The sequence below is a fragment of the Plectonema radiosum NIES-515 genome (assembly GCF_025753815.1).
Classification (GTDB): Bacteria; Cyanobacteriota; Cyanobacteriia; order Cyanobacteriales; family Nostocaceae; genus Hassallia; species Hassallia radiosum_A.
This window is the reverse complement of sequence record NZ_JAOWRF010000085.1, coordinates 17494-32762: the sequence shown is the minus strand read 5'-3', so window position 1 is coordinate 32762 and position 15269 is coordinate 17494. Positions and strand designations below refer to the sequence as shown.

General features: G+C 41.2%; 13 protein-coding genes. 6 read left to right on the top strand and 7 right to left on the bottom strand.

Features of this window, described 5'->3' with window-relative positions:
- From OGM63_RS05610 to OGM63_RS05585, 6 genes are all read left to right on the top strand, one after another.
- Positions 1-538, top strand: a 538-nt coding sequence (locus OGM63_RS05610) for a glycosyltransferase (RefSeq protein WP_263744516.1), incomplete at its 5' end; no start/stop codon positions are given.
- A gap of 44 nt (positions 539-582) precedes the next feature.
- Positions 583-1575, top strand: coding sequence for a glycosyltransferase family 2 protein (locus tag OGM63_RS05605; protein ID WP_263744515.1), 993 nt, complete (start codon positions 583-585; stop codon positions 1573-1575).
- An 86-nt stretch (positions 1576-1661) separates the two neighbouring features.
- Positions 1662-2843, top strand: coding sequence for a glycosyltransferase family 4 protein (locus tag OGM63_RS05600; protein WP_263744514.1), 1182 nt, complete (start codon positions 1662-1664; stop codon positions 2841-2843).
- Positions 2830-3759, top strand: a complete 930-nt coding sequence (locus tag OGM63_RS05595; protein WP_263744513.1) for a glycosyltransferase — start codon at positions 2830-2832, stop codon at positions 3757-3759. Before OGM63_RS05600 ends, OGM63_RS05595 begins: the two co-directional genes overlap by 14 nt.
- Positions 3760-4052: 293 nt before the next feature.
- Positions 4053-5231, top strand: a complete 1179-nt coding sequence (locus tag OGM63_RS05590; protein WP_263744512.1) for an O-antigen ligase domain-containing protein — start codon at positions 4053-4055, stop codon at positions 5229-5231.
- Between the two features lie 106 nt (positions 5232-5337).
- Positions 5338-5520, top strand: a complete 183-nt coding sequence (locus tag OGM63_RS05585) for a hypothetical protein (RefSeq protein ID WP_263744511.1) — start codon at positions 5338-5340, stop codon at positions 5518-5520.
- Between the two features lie 57 nt (positions 5521-5577).
- Here the strand turns inward: OGM63_RS05585 and gntT are convergent, their stop codons facing one another.
- The 7 genes from gntT to OGM63_RS05550 all read right to left on the bottom strand — a co-directional run bounded on the left by gntT (position 5578) and on the right by OGM63_RS05550 (position 15151).
- Positions 5578-6927, bottom strand: a complete 1350-nt coding sequence (gntT, locus tag OGM63_RS05580; protein WP_263744510.1) for a guanitoxin biosynthesis MATE family efflux transporter GntT — start codon at positions 6925-6927, stop codon at positions 5578-5580.
- A gap of 427 nt (positions 6928-7354) precedes the next feature.
- Positions 7355-9586, bottom strand: a complete 2232-nt coding sequence (locus OGM63_RS05575) for a GumC family protein (protein WP_263744509.1) — start codon at positions 9584-9586, stop codon at positions 7355-7357.
- Positions 9587-9610: 24 nt separating this feature from the next.
- The gene (locus OGM63_RS05570) at positions 9611-10711 is read right to left on the bottom strand and encodes a glycosyltransferase (RefSeq protein ID WP_263744508.1); all 1101 of its coding nucleotides are present in this window, start codon (positions 10709-10711) and stop codon (positions 9611-9613) included.
- Between the two features lie 326 nt (positions 10712-11037).
- Positions 11038-12351, bottom strand: a complete 1314-nt coding sequence (locus OGM63_RS05565) for an NAD(P)H-dependent oxidoreductase (protein WP_263744507.1) — start codon at positions 12349-12351, stop codon at positions 11038-11040.
- A gap of 240 nt (positions 12352-12591) precedes the next feature.
- Positions 12592-13149, bottom strand: a complete 558-nt coding sequence (gene rfbC / locus OGM63_RS05560) for a dTDP-4-dehydrorhamnose 3,5-epimerase (protein WP_263744506.1) — start codon at positions 13147-13149, stop codon at positions 12592-12594.
- A gap of 91 nt (positions 13150-13240) precedes the next feature.
- The gene (locus OGM63_RS05555) at positions 13241-14092 is read right to left on the bottom strand and encodes a phytanoyl-CoA dioxygenase family protein (protein ID WP_263744505.1); all 852 of its coding nucleotides are present in this window, start codon (positions 14090-14092) and stop codon (positions 13241-13243) included.
- 75 nt (positions 14093-14167) lie between these two features.
- Positions 14168-15151, bottom strand: a complete 984-nt coding sequence (locus OGM63_RS05550) for a glycosyltransferase family 2 protein (RefSeq protein ID WP_263744503.1) — start codon at positions 15149-15151, stop codon at positions 14168-14170.
- Positions 15152-15269 lie beyond the last annotated feature (118 nt).

The following is a 15269-nucleotide window of genomic DNA, read 5'->3' as shown; positions in this document are numbered from 1 at the left end:
CCCTACAGCAGATCCTTATCATTATCTCCATTGGTTGCAAACGGGTAAACGGCATTATCCAAGTTACTACGATCGCTTAAAAAAATCAGCTGCCTGTGCTGGCTTTGGGGGATTTTTTGTACCACCTTGGCCTAAAAATCCAGGCAACGTAATTAATCGTGTTGTCAAGCAAGTTCTGATCAAGCTGAATTTAAAAACAAACAGAGTTGTGCAATGGGATAGTTGGCGATTCTGGGAATCATTAGCTGCCGGATGTGCTACCTTTCATGTGGATTTTGATAAATATGGAATTGGACTTCCAGTTATGCCAGAAAATTGGCGCCATTACATTGGAATTGACTTAGACAACGTACAAGAAGCAGTAGATAGAATAGCTAACGATCCAGAAATTATCGAAAGAATCGCTACCCAAGGTAGACTTTGGGCACTTGAACATTATAGCCCTGGACCCACAGCATTACGTTTTTTAGAGACAATTCATCAAAATGAAATAACAGACAATTTAAAACAAGAGAAGTATTTAACAGTTGGAAAATAAGTCAGACAGCCAAATTTAGATATAAATGGTTAGGAGCTAAAATTATGATGGAGAATTATAACTTAAAAAAACCTCTAATTAGCGTCATTATACCAACTTATAATAGACCAGAGTATCTGAAAGTGGCGATCGCTAGTGCTGTTCAGCAGACTTATCAAAACATTGAGATTATCATTTCTGATAATTGCAGTACAACAAATACTCAAGCAATAATTGAATCTTTTAGTGATACACGCATTAGATATTGGAGACAGCCAACAAATGTCGGAATGTTTGCTAATCAAATGCACGCATTTCAAATGGCACGAGGAAAATACGTAGCCAGTCTCCATGACGATGATATGTGGAACGAAGACTTTTTAGAAAAGCTTATTCCACCGTTAGAAGAACATCCAGATTTAATTTTAGCTTTTTGCGATCAATATATTATAGATGCAAATGGCGTAATTGATGATGCTGGGACTGAAGAAAATACACGCAGTTATAAACGTGACCAGCTTGCACAAGGAGTTCATCAAAATTTAGTCAAAATCGGGTTAGTAGATAAAAGTATACCTACTGCCGCAGCTTGTGTGATTCGCAATGATTTTGTTGATTGGGATAGTATTCCTCCTGAAGTTGGTGGTATGTGGGATATATATCTGGCATACATGTGCTCTATATCTGGTCATGGAACTTATTATTATTCAGAACGACTAACTTGTTATCGCGCCCATGAGCAAACTGATACCATGCTTAGTGGTAGTCGAGATGCTCATGCAAAAATCCGCAAAGCACAAAATGAAATATTTTGTTATGAGCGGTTTATGGAAGATGAGAGATTAAAGGAGTTTAAGTCACACTTTAAGGATAAATGGTTAGAAGCTCATACAACTTTGGCTATTGGTTTGCTGCGAACCCAACAGGTTGCCCAAGCACGTCCTTATCTTTGGTGTGCGCTTAACGAGCAAAAATTTAACTTGCGAACCATCGCAGCACTAACTCTCAGCTTTACTCCGCAACAGTTAGCTAATCACTTCTTAAAAAAAGCCAAATAAGGGGGTTAATTAGATTTGCAAAATCAGAATTAGGGTAAGAATTTAGTGGTCAAACTTGAGTAATTTAAGTGAAAGGAAGACGGAGTGTGAAACTTTGTATCGTTACTCATCAAGTAAAAAAAGGTGATGGTCAGGGACGTGTGAACTATGAGATTGCAAAAGAAGTAATCCGTCGTGGTCATCACTTGACATTATTGGCTACAGAAGTGGCAGAAGAACTACATCAAAGTAGCAAAGTAAACTGGATTGATATTTCTGTAAAAAATTTGCCAAGTGAATTGATTCGTAATTTTATTTTTGCCAACAAAAGTGCAGGTTGGTTGCGGAAAAATTGTTCTGCTGTTGATTTGGTAAAAGTTAACGGAGCAATAACCACGGCAGGTTCTGATGTGAATGCGGTACATTTTGTACATAGTTCCTGGCTGCGATCGCAATATCATCTTTCGCGAAACCGCCGAGACCTTTATAGCTTTTACCAGTGGCTTTATACTGTTTTAAATGCCCGTTGGGAAAAGCAAGCTTTCCAAAAAGCGAAAGTTGTCGTCGCAGTATCACAGAGGGTAGCGCAAGAATTAGTAGATATTGGCGTGCCGCGATCGCATATTCGGGTAATTGTCAATGGAGTTGACTTGCAAGAATTTTCTCCAGGTGTAGCTAGTCGCCAAAAATTGGGTCTTCCAGAAAATGTCACCTTAGCACTATTTGCAGGCGATATCCGTACACCCAGGAAAAACTTAGATACCGTGCTTCATGCCTTGGTGAAAGTTCCCGACCTACATTTGACGGTTGTGGGTGGGACTGAAAATAGCCCGTACCCGCAATTAGCAGCGTCTTTGGGGTTGAGTCAACGAGTGCATTTTCTGGGATATCGTCATGACATTGCCCAAATTATGCAGGCAGTAGATTTACTGGTTTTTCCATCACGTTACGAGCCTTTTGGATTAGTCGTAATTGAAGCGATGGCTTCAGGTTTACCAGTTATTACTGCTGGTACAACTGGCGCTGCCGATATAGTTACGCCAGAATGTGGAGTAGTCTTGCCCGACTCAGACGACATTGATGCTTTAGCTTCAGCACTGTTATCCTTGGTGAGCGATCGCGCAACAATGCAAAAAATGGGTAAAGCTGCTCGCTCTATCGCCGAACAACATAGTTGGAATACTATGGCACAAACCTATGTGGATCTATTCGAGGAATTAAGCAACAATGAGGAACACCGTTCTCATCCCCACTTATCGCCGTCAAAAGGACCTATTGCGGTGCCTTAAGGCGCTAGAAATACAAACCAGACCAGCTTTTCAAGTGTTAGCCGTTGTCCGCGATATCGACACGGAAACATGGCAATTTCTTGAAGAATTTAAAGTCAGCATTCTGCCACTACAGATTGTAAAGGTAACTGTTCCGGGGGTAGTAGCAGCTCTCAACGCCGGACTGGAAGCGGTGGAGGGAGACATTGTTTCAATTACTGATGACGATGCGGCACCTCATCCTGATTGGTTAGAACGCCTTACCGCTCATTTTATCTCAGATCAGCTAATCGGCGCAGTCGGTGGGCGTGACTGGGTACACCACAGCAGTAAGCTCGAAGATGAATCCCGTGAAGTTGTCGGTCGGTTGCAGTGGTTTGGACGAGTGATTGGGAACCATCACTTGGGAGTAGGAGAAGCCCGCGAAGTCGATGTTCTTAAGGGAGTGAACATGAGTTTACGCACCCTTGCGATTGGGCAATTGCGGTTTGATGAACGGATGCGAGGTACAGGAGCGCAAGTACATTTTGAAATGTCCTTTACTCTAACGTTGCAGCGAGCTGGTTGGAAGATTATTTACGATCCTAACGTTGCTGTAGATCACTATCCGGCACAACGGTTTGATGAAGATCAGCGAAACAATTTTAATAAAATTGCGTTTGTTAATTTAGTCCATAATGAAACAGTAGTTTTATTAGAGCATCTACCACCTACACGCCGTGCGATTTTTGTGGTATGGGCAGTATTAGTTGGCACAAAGGATTGTTTCGGTTTTTTGCAATGGCTAAGATTTTTGCCCAAAGAAGGCAGATTCGCGGGGCAGAAGTTGCTGGCATCTATGCGTGGACGAACTCAGGGTTGGCAGACATGGCAACAGCACCGTAGCTACTTGAAAAAGCTTTCAACAAACTACCTTCACCCTGGAGATGCATCGTGACTTCCAATGAGATACTTTTCAATAGTTTTCTGAAAAGAAACTACTCTCCTTCATTGCGATCGCGACAAGGTTGGATAGTAATCTTCGGCTTCATATTGCTTTCATTGGCATGTTACCTTGGTCCTGCAGCCAGCCTCCGCCTAGTCTATCCTGTAGCCGCTTTAGTTACGGCGGTATTCTTATACTTGCGCCATCCCATTCTCTATCTGGGTTTTACCTGGTGGATGTGGTTTCTTTCCGCGTTTGTTACCCGCTTAGTTGACCTTCGCGCCGGGTGGGATCCAACTCGTCAGATGCTCGTAGCACCCTACTTAGTGGTGTTTGTCACCATCGGAACCTTATTTCGATACCTTCCCAGCGCCCATCGCCAAGGAGGCTTACCTTTTCTTTTGACTTTTGCAGGGGTGTTCTATGCCTTTCTCATCGGACTGGTTTACAACCAACCAGTTCCCGTAGCACGCAGCCTTCTAGACTGGCTGAGTCCCCTTTTGTTAGCTTTTCACTTATTTATAAACTGGCGAGATTATCCCAGCTACCGCCAGAACATTCAACGCACATTCCTCTGGTGCGTGTTGATTACAGGAGCTTACGGTGTATATCAATTTGCCGTAGCTCCTGAGTGGGATCGGTTTTGGCTCCTACAATCAAAACTGACCAGTGCTGGAGATCCAATACCCTTTGGTATCCGCGTGTGGAGTACAATGCATTCACCCGGTCCCTTTGCAAACGTGATGCAAGCAGGTCTGCTGTTATTGTTCACAAGCTCTGGACCTTTAAATTTTCCTGCCTCTACGGTTGGCTACTTGTCGTTTTTATTTACACAAGTACGTACTTGCTGGGGGGGCTGGTTATTAGGAATAATTATGATTCTGGGTTCGGCAAAGGCACGTATTCAAATGCGCTTATTTATTACCATCTTGGTGATGGTAATGTGTGTCCTGCCATTACTGACTATCCAGCCATTTTCCAAGATTGTAGCAGCTCGTTTTGAAAGTTTTTCCAACCTCGAAGAGGATCAAAGCTATAGGGATAGATCAAAAACCTATGACACACAGCTTAATATAGCCCTTTCTAACACTTTGGGTAATGGGTTTGGAAATATTTGGAAGCTCAACGAAGAAACCGGTCAAATAGAAGTCGCGGTCATTGACAGCGGTATTTTAGATATGTTTTTCACCTTGGGCTGGTTTGGAGCCATTCCTTATTTGGGTGGGCTAATCTTGATAATTTTCACTATAAGCAAATATTCTGAAGTTCGTTTCGATAGCTTTATGAGTGCGGCTCGAGCCATTGCGATAAGTTGCTCCGCCCAGCTAATTGGTTATAGCGCTATGATTGGTCTGTCGGGCATGATTCTTTGGTCATTTTTGGCTATAACTATGGCAGCACATAAATACTATCAGCATCAAGGCATGACTGCCCCTAATCAGTATCAAGGCGTAACTGCACTTAATGAGAGGTCAACCACATGAAAGTCGCTCTATACGCCAGTTTTTTCCAGATAGCACTAGTCAAATCGGTAATCGCGCAATGCCGAAGGGATAGATTACGGACGCCATTAATGGATTGCTAACCCCTATGATGACGCAAATGCAAGGTGCGATCGCAATTCTCCATGATCTTGACGACCAAGAATTTGCCCGTAATGCCGCAGTCGCAGCGCGACAAGGTGTCCTCGATTTTTCTGCCCAACGTTACCAAAACTTTATAAATGCTGTTCGCTCTGCGGTGTCAAATGTTTCTGAAGTGAATACTGAGTAGCCTTTAAATTAGACAAAAAAGGTATATTGCAGACGTTAATAAATAACTTATATCATATCAGTTGATGCCTGATAAGTGAAGATTTTTATTGTTTAATGTCTGGGGTAAAAATACACCGAGTACGACCATAAGAGTTGTCATGTAAGAGACAATAGTTGCCCATAAGAGGTGGTTGTTTTGGAAATACCAAGCGGCGATCGCTAGGGGAATAAAACCCAAGAAAAAGGCAAGTAATACGGCATTACGCAAGATTGCACCTTCCTTTAAGCCGATAAAGTAACCTTCAAGAATGAAAGCGATCGCAGTAATTACTAAAACAGGTAACAACCAGATTGTATACCTATTAATGTTGGTGTTTACCTCTGGATGATTAGTCAACAGCCCAAAAACTTGGTCTGGAAAAATAATACATATAAAAGCAATGGGTAAAGCGATCGCCAAACTTGCCATTATAGAGACAGTTAGCAATGGTATCATCTGTTCTCTATTTCCCTTACTTTGAAAATTGCCAGTCAGCGTTTGCGTTGTCAACCCGATACCTTGAACTGCAAACTGACTCAAAAAAGCAATTTGCAACAGCAAACCGTTTTCTGCTAAAACTTCTGTTCCTAGCACCGCACTCAGATTAGTAAAGATAGAATAGGCAGAAATCAGGGCTACAAATCGAATCAGAATATTCATCTTGAGTGCAAAAGTATCTTTAAGTGCTACCCAATCAAACATGTCTTTTACTGCGGCTGGTAACACTTTCCAATCAATAGTCAAACCAACCCCAACCAAACCAATCAATAATGCCAAATACTGACTGATAGCTGTTGCTAAACCGGCTCCCATACTTTCCCAACCCCACTTGACAATCATTAGATAGTCAAGCAACACATTAGAACCATTACCAATAATGGACATTAGCAGCACTATACCATTCATTTCCCGCCCAAGAAACCAACCAAATAGGACAAAATTGAGCAAAACAGCAGGTGCGCCCCAAATCCGTCCGGAGAAATAATCAACCCCAGAGGCTTCAATTTCTGGAGAACCACTCAACAGCAAAAAACCAAACTTCTGGATCGGGTATTGCAATAGTAAAATCAGTAAAGCAACTGTTAAGGCAATCAAACCACTTCTTAATCCAGCCAATAATACAGTTTTAGGTTCATCAAGTCCTACAGCTTGAGCAGTCAGAGCATTAGTACTCGACCGCATAAATTTTAAAACCCGATAAAGGTAGTCAAAAAGGATAGTTGCCAAAATCACCCCAGCCAAGTGACGGATATCTGCCAAATGTCCCAAGAAGGCAATATCTACTAACCCCGCGAGGGGAACCATCATATTAGACAACACACTCACACTCGCCAGTCGATAAAAGCGGGGTAAAAAATTGTATTTAGTTGAAACTGTAAATGGCATGCTATTTTGATGCAACTGCTTGCTATTAACTCATAAATCCAAACTGCTGGGTGTTTCGTACTCGCTATAAATATTCTAGATGAAAACATCCTTAGCAACTCAGAAATGATTTCTGAATATAAAGCGCAGCATGTTGTGAGAGAGGATTTGGTTTTATTAAAGACCCTCTATTTTTTTGCAGACAGCATTTTTATAAAAACTCGAAAAAGAATAGAAGCTCTTGCAATGATAATGGCATTATGTTGATTAGTTTACACTCTGGCACAACGACAACTGCGTGGGGCTTTACTATCATCAAATGACTATTAACTGTGCGTTACCCGAAACCTTTATAGAGACCTAGCAGCGCTACGTCTCTAAATCTTTTCCACTTTCTATGTCTATTGCGAATGGAGCGAAGCAAAATGCCCACTTGGCAATCATCTAGCTATTTTTCCACAGCTTCTTTCAACGCCAATCGTTGTGGCTTTACATAGGGTACGTAAGTACTGCTAGAATTAGATACTCCATTTGCTACAACCCCAACCAAGTTTAACTTGCTCAACATCGTTGTAGCCTGTGCCAGTTGAGTTCGAGTTACCCTACCGATACTTGCTACCATGACCACACTGCGACAAGATGATGCTGTGAGTATCGCATCCACCATGCCCAGAACCGGAGAAGCATCAATGAGTACTAGATCGTAGTTTTCCTCAAATGCTGCCATCAATTGCATCATGCGGGGGGAACTCAATAAATTAGCTGGATCGCCAGGTGCAGGTCCTGCGGTCAAAATATCAATGTAAGATGAACCTGAAGATTGAATACTAATTTGGTTAGGTAGAGTAATATCACTTGACAGCAGAGATGAAAGACCCTGTTCATTTGGCAGATTAAGTTGTTTGTGCAGACTGGGATCGCGTAAGTTTGCATCAATTAGCAATACTCTTTTGTGTAAACGGGCAGCACTCATCGCTAGACCCAGCGCAAGAGCTGACTTACCCTCATCCGGCAAAGCTGAAGTGATCATCAAAGATTTGAACGTAGCAACAGTATTTACCAGTTCAATATTTTTATAAATCAAATCCAGCGATTCCCAACGCGGTGGAGATTGCAGTACCTGAATTGTCCAGGGAGCTAGTACTTCTGGCTTGCCAAAAGGCAACTTGATCACTGATTCTCTCGGTTTGGCTGGTGGCAGCTTAGGAGTAGTTCCCAACAACGGCAAGGCAACCTGCTTCTCCAACTCCGCAGTAGTATGAACAGAATCATCAACTGCTTCCCGGACAAAGGCAGCAACTCCTCCCAACATTAACCCTACCACTGCACCCAATAGAAGGTTTTGCTGAGAGTTGGGACCCGTTCGCTCCCCTTTCTGAGGTTTTTCCACAACTTCCCAATTAAATCCACCCTTGTCAAGTTCCTGCCGCAATTCTTGCTCAGATTTCAAAAGGTCTTGCAAACGTTGACGGCTAAGTAGTATCTGCGGTTGTAAGCGATTATACTCAGCCAATAAAGCTGGGTAGCGTTTGAGCTCTTCACGCAACTGAGTCTCTTTTGGTAGGAGTGTTTGATCGCGAGCACTTAAAGCGACTATATTTGTCTGTGTTTCTGCTAGCTGACCGGCAAGGTTGAGGTCAATTTGACTGAGCTGTCCTTGTTGTAATAAAGTATCTCCAACAGCACTGGCAGTAGCAGTGCTACCCCCTAAAGTTCGTCCTACCTCTTGTTGCAATAATTGCTTCTGGCTTTGAAGCTGTTCTATCAGTTTTTGTACGCTAGGAGTTTCATCGGTGAAACGTAAGCGTTCCTGCGCTAGAGCCAGTTCTGTTTTTTGGATTTCGTTGAGTAACCCTTGGTAGCGAGTAGACTGACTCAGACGCGAAGCAACTAGGGCATTCTGTGGAGAACGCTTAAGTTGTTGTTCTAAAGATTTTTGCCGAGCCAAAGTTTCCTCATACAAAGAACGAGTTTCGCGTCGTACCTGAACAATTCTGTTCAAATCGTCTTCTAGAGTTTTAGCCTGTTGTTCTGGGTCGATAAATTTCTGAGTACTGCGGAACTGTTGTAGTTTTCTCTCAGATACTGTCAGATCTTCACGTACTTTTTTTAACTCTTCTTTAATGTTTCTCAGACCTTTTCTTAAACGCTCATCCTGCTGTTGGATGTTATATTCTAAATAAACTTTCTGAACAGCATCTAGAACTTTTTGTGTCTTTTCTGGATCTGTACCAGTGTAGTCTGCTTGGAAAATTTTAGTAGCAACATCATCTTTTGCTGTCCTTAATTGCTGCAAAATTAAAGAGCTTTTAATCTCACCTACAGTTATATCGGGATAATCAGACTTAAGTTTATTAACCGCTTTTTGAATCAGTCCAGAACTCTTCATCACGTTCAACTGAGTTGCAACGTCTATCTGAACATTAGACTCGGTAAACTTATTTTCTGCTCCAGCTCCTTCTGCTTTACCCTGATAGTTTGGTTCTATCTGCAACTGCATATTGCTTTTGTAGGTAGGTGGTGTTTTAGAAGTTAAAAAATGTGCAACCCCTACCGAAGCAAGAAATACTACTAAAAACCAAGGAAATCTCCGGATTAAAACTGCAAACAGTTGTCCGTAACCCGGTTCTGTCTCAGCAATTGGATTTACATTGGGATTTAGACTACTAGTTTGAATCACGTTTACTATCCCTCAGCTAACAGTTTAAATAAATGATGGATGTAGGCTACAAGTTTGGTCAATAACTTGCTCTACTTGATTAAAAAATGCCTCTTCCGAAAAATGTGTCACAGCATGATTGCGGATGTCAGCATAATCCCAATTGATTTCCCTGGCTTCTAGTAGTGCGGTTTGTAGAGATTCGGGCGTTTGTCTCTTAAAAAAGACTCCTGTCTTTCCAGGTACCTGAGTATCTAATACCCCACCTGCTCCATAGGCAATGACTGGTGTTCCACTCGCATTAGCCTCTACTGGAACTAATCCGTAATCTTCTAAGGCTGCCACTATAACAGACTTAGCTTTAGAAAACAACTGAGTGCGTCGTGCATCAGGTACATGCCCCAAAAACTCAATATTATCTAATGCTTTGGATTTTAACCTTCCTTGTTCTGGACCGTCCCCTGATATTAATAATCGCCACCCCAGCCAATTGAAAGCTTCAACTACTATATCAAGACGCTTATAGCTGATCATCCGGGCTGAGGCCAGATAATATTCATCTTTTATATCTGAATAAATAAACTTTTTTGTATCAATTGGATAGTTAATTACAATAGCTTTTTTGCCGTAAGTTTCTTGAATCCGACGAGCTACAATACTAGAATTAGCAATATAAAGGTCAGGTTCCTGTGCATAAGTCCGGTCTACCTTTCTCATGACATCAAAGACTTGCTTAATTAAAGGTGCAAAATATCGATAGTCTCCATACTCGCGTAAATAAGTTTCTGTATCCCACAAGAAACGGGTAACATTATGACAAAAGCAAATGTGGCGTGCTTTTGAGTTTTTTCGTACTGCTTTTGCGAAGCTGGTACTACTACTGATGATCAAATCGTAATCTTGTAGGTCTAAGGCTCGAAAGGCAGGAAAATAAAAAGGTGCCATTAAGCGGAAATACTTGGCTGCACCTGGAATGCTTTGCAGGAAGGTTGTGTTAACTATACGATCGCCTAAATCAATTGTTTGTTGGCGATCGTACAAAGATGTGAAAATGTCAGCTTCTGGGTATTGCTTACACAGCAATTCAAAGACGCGCTCTGCCCCACCGCGCTGGGTTAAGTAATCATGGACTAGAGCAATTTTCATAAATTTCAAGTGAAGTTGATATGAAGTTTCTTTAAATGTTGGGCAGTTAGTTAATGAAAATAATTTTATTGCTTATCAGTAGAATTTACTATCCAACATCTACTTCTTCATCAGAATATTTCCAAAAAGCATTTTTCCTTTATGAAAAAAACAATTATCTATATGTAGTAATGCTTCAACGCGAGAATGACAGTAGTGAACGTTGTATTTATCATATTGGCATCCAAGGTAATTGATCAACTTCTACTGATTTTTATCGCAGATTGTTGACAATTCTGATTGCCTGACATAAATACTTGTCACTACTGTCGCTTCAATTCAATATATTACCCTACTGCTGCCAGGGTTTTTCCAGTAGCGAAGTAAGCATTTTGCTCTGCTCGCAGTTTATCGCCAAGTCTGCCTGATGGCAATTCTACATCATCGTAGGTGAGAACTTGATCTTTAGAAATATCTCGTTTCAGGCGACAACCTTCGGCTAAACCAATTGGTAAGAGGTTTTGCTCTTGGACGATGTTGGAACTCTCACATTGACCGTAGGTCATGTAGTAGCCAATACCATCCAGGGTTTCTCCAGCTTTCAGGTCGATTTTAGCGGTGGTGACTACATCCACAAGCGGACCTGCAATGGGAGACATGACAGCATCCTGGAACAAGACAGCACGGGCAACGGATAGTGGTACTTCAAAATGACAGAGATGATAAGGAGTGTAGAAGCTGTAGAGAGGACCTTCACCTAATTTGTACAAGTTGAGGTAGTGACGTTGCTTGGGGTCGTCGTGAGTTGCAAATACAAACACACCCGGACCTGGTTTTGCTCCAACTACGTAATCGACGACACCACCTAATTCTTTAAGCTGTTCGACATCATACATGTTGGTCATCTCATCGACATGACCTGCAAAGTCATATCCCAACATTCCCCGTTTAGCGATTGTCATTCCTGTAGCGTTGGCAACGATCGCTTGCTCGAAGGAAATTTTTGTGCCATCTGCAAAACTAGTTACCATGTGAGCCTTTTGACCCCAACGTTTGGCAAATGCTTCTTGTGTGGTCGGATTGCGATAAGGGTCTTGTAATCCTTTGATATTACCGCACAATAAAGGAGTTAAACCAATACTTTTGACAAAGCGGTAAAGGTTCATTTCTACCCCTGGCTGATCGCCGTCGCAAGCGCTGAGAATAACGCCTGCTTTATCGGCGTATACTTTTAATATCGGACCAATAGTCCCATCAAGTTCAGCGTTCATCATAATTACGTGCTTGCGATGGGCGATCGCTTCCATCACCACAGCCGCGCCAAATTCCACTGCCCCTGTAACTTCAATTAAAGCATCAATGCCTTCGGCTTGGCACAGCAACATCGCATCTTCGGTGACTGCATACTCACCACGAGCGATCGCGTCTTCTAATTCAGTTACAGTGGAAACAACTTGAACATTCTCAATTCCCGCTTCCGAATAAGCTCGCTTGGCTGCATCAATTTGACGGTTGAAGATAGCAACTAACTCCATACCTGGGACGGAATTAGCAATTTGATTGGCAATTCCTCGACCCATGAAGCCAGCACCAATCATGGCTACTTTAACTGGTTTGCCTGCCTCGGCGCGTGCTTGTAAGGCGCGATCTACAATTATCATTGATTAATCTCTCCGTCAGATTGTGTTTGTTGTTAGCTATTTTTTTCGCAAGTTGTTTTTATTAAAGGGAAACAACCTTAAACCTATTGAGATAATCGATGCGAACTTTTACTTTTTTCACAAAAAATAAATAGTACCGCTATCAACAAAAATACTTAGAATTTGCACCTCTAATAAAATTAATCAATTTGACTAAGTATTAGTGAGGTGCATTGTGGTTAATTGTCAACAATTATACTCTTATCTTAAAGATGTGCCTCCCACACTCATCATTGTCATCAAGGGCCAATTTAAATCTTTCTCAGAAATTTCCGTTACATCAACGGGCCATTGAATGTTAAAAAATGGGTCATCATAGCGCAAACCCCGTTCATACCCAGGTGTATAAAATTCACCTACTTGATATATCACTTCAGCATCATCTGTAAGTGCTTGATAGCCGTGGGCAAACATTTCCGGAACGTATAAAGCGCGACGGTTATCTGCGCTGAGTTCCACGCCAAAATGTGATAAAAATGTCGGGGACTCAGGACGCATATCGATAATTACGTCGTAGATAGAGCCTTGAGTACAGCGGACTAATTTTGTTTCGGTTGCTGGGGAAACTTGATAGTGCATTCCCCGCAGCGTTCCTTTTTTATGGTTGTAAGATAAGTTGCATTGAGCAACCGTTGGCTTTAAGCCATGTTCCTCAAACTCTTTCGCGCAAAAAGTACGGGCAAAAAAACCACGGTGATCTGGCTTTTGTTCTAAATCAATGACGAAAGCGCTTTTGAGTTCAGTTTCGGTAAAAATCATAGATAACCTCGATTTAATATTCACTACAAAGGAAACTGTGTAATTTCCGAAAATTCTTTGATGACAAACTACTTTTTCCGAGAAAATAGTGCTATGTGCCTACTTTAACCGAATCAGATTCTTTGCTTAACTCTGGTCTAGCAAAAGTATCATCCCAATATTGGGTACAAAGTTCTGGTCGCTTGGGGGGGTTGGCAGTGTAAACATAAAACAGCGCTGACCGTTCTTCTGTCCGCAGGGTTCCGTGATGTAAAGCAACTTTTGGATCTGTAAAAATGACCGTACCTGCTGCTCCAGGACAAGATTTCCAGGCTGATTTGGGGATAATTTCTTTCAATTCTTCATCGTTGATACCTACATATTCTGTCTTCCAAAGCTTGTGGTAAATTCGATAATAATTTAAGCTATATAAGGAAGTTAAAGATCGAGGAACATACTCAAAAGGACCGTCTTTTTCTTCGACATCAGTCAAATAAATGATTATTTTGACCATTCGTCGATCTTCTGAATCTTTATGCCATAGCAACGTTCCAAATTGATTTTCGTTGGGTAAATCTTTGCGTAAATGTACACCTTGAAAAGCAACGGGAAGCCCGATGTAATTTTCAATGATATTCAGCAGTTTTTGTTCCTGTGCCCAAGTGGAAAATTCTGGTAAATCTGTAACTGTGTAAATTTGGGGAAGCAATTTACCTGCACTGTTGTAGCTAGGTGTTGCCATGCTGGACAATTGACTGTGAGCAGCATCGAGAAGTTGTGGGGTGGAGGTTAATCCCAATTCGTCGAGTGTTGTGACGTAAACCCCTTCTTGTTTAAGAGTATCGACAATTAGGCGATCGCGTAACTCAAGTGCAGGCAAATTTTTCGCATGGTTCAGCAGTGCAGTTCTGTAACCTAACTCTGATTTCAGTTCAAATATTTTGTTTGTGATGGTGTCAAGCATATAAAGACCTTCTTCATGAATTTATTGGGATTTTTTGCGGATCATTTTTGAGATTTATTGCTCATAATTTATTAATTATTCAGTAGTCAGCCTTGATTCAGCTATCCTTAAATTTGGAAAAAAAATTTCTTCAAGAGCAGACAAGCTGACTAAAGTCAAAAAGCTAATTCCTACATTTAAAGCAAATGCAGGCCATCTTCTCAAAGCACCTAAAAAGACTTTCTTATTAACTTCTTTAAAATTATGCAACATCATCCGGTTGCAAAATTTCTTAGAATATCCAATCTGCTGAAATTTCTTAATAACTTCAGGGATGTGTTTGTATTGCATTAGCAATGCCGATTTTGGCTCTTTCTGCCAATAGCTAACACCAACAATACATTCCATATAAGTATCTTTCGTGACGATTACACTGCCATTCGCAGCACAATATCCTGCTAAATATGCTAAAGATATCCAGTTACTTGCCGCATCTTGCCAAATTTCCAAAGCGCGTTTTACCAACTCGGTTTTGTACACCGTAGCAGTCAGAAAAATGACAGCACCGACACTTTTGGAATAACAATGTTCAAATATGGCTTTACCGTCACCATTTCCATCTTCACTATCAGCATCAAACCAGCGATTACCAACTATTGTCGGTGGATGGACAGGTTCACCAGTAATTTTGTTTCGACCAGAAAAGTTGAGAAACAATAATGATAAATCGTTATTGTTTTTGATTTTATTTATAGTATAGGCGACTGCTCTTTCTTCGATGGGGTCATCATCACCAATTGCCCAAACAAATTTGGTTTTTGCTGACTTAAGGCAATGAATTATATTTCGCATCACGCCTATATTTTCTGTATTTTTGTGATATGTAAACGTGACGTGGCTAAGAATGCTTTGCCATTTCTGGACTACTTCTTGAGTATTATCTGGTGAACAATTATCAGAAACGAAAATTTCACATTCTGATTCAAAGCCTTTTATGGCTTCAGCAAGCCATGCTAATTGTTTATCAAGTAATTCGGCGCGATTGTAAGTGGGGATGGCAATGGTGAGTAATTTATTCATATTTTCTTGAGGGAAAATGTAACAGATTAGTTGTGAAAATTGTAACTTAAATAATAAGTTCAAAGTTATTGGTAAAAAAATAACGTAGATATGATAAGTCCGAATCAAATAATATTTG

Bases quoted from the DNA above. Each gene is read 5' to 3' on its own strand.
- OGM63_RS05605 (WP_263744515.1), top strand. From the start codon at position 583: ATGATGGAGAATTATAACTTAAAAAAACCTCTAATTAGCGTCATTATA.
- OGM63_RS05550 (WP_263744503.1), bottom strand. From the start codon at position 15,151: ATGAATAAATTACTCACCATTGCCATCCCCACTTACAATCGCGCCGAA.
- OGM63_RS05590 (WP_263744512.1), top strand. From the start codon at position 4,053: ATGCTCGTAGCACCCTACTTAGTGGTGTTTGTCACCATCGGAACCTTA.
- rfbC (WP_263744506.1), bottom strand. From the start codon at position 13,149: ATGATTTTTACCGAAACTGAACTCAAAAGCGCTTTCGTCATTGATTTA.
- OGM63_RS05585 (WP_263744511.1), top strand. From the start codon at position 5,338: ATGATGACGCAAATGCAAGGTGCGATCGCAATTCTCCATGATCTTGAC.
- OGM63_RS05570 (WP_263744508.1), bottom strand. From the start codon at position 10,711: ATGAAAATTGCTCTAGTCCATGATTACTTAACCCAGCGCGGTGGGGCA.
- gntT (WP_263744510.1), bottom strand. From the start codon at position 6,927: ATGCCATTTACAGTTTCAACTAAATACAATTTTTTACCCCGCTTTTAT.
- OGM63_RS05565 (WP_263744507.1), bottom strand. From the start codon at position 12,351: ATGATAATTGTAGATCGCGCCTTACAAGCACGCGCCGAGGCAGGCAAA.
- OGM63_RS05555 (WP_263744505.1), bottom strand. From the start codon at position 14,092: ATGCTTGACACCATCACAAACAAAATATTTGAACTGAAATCAGAGTTA.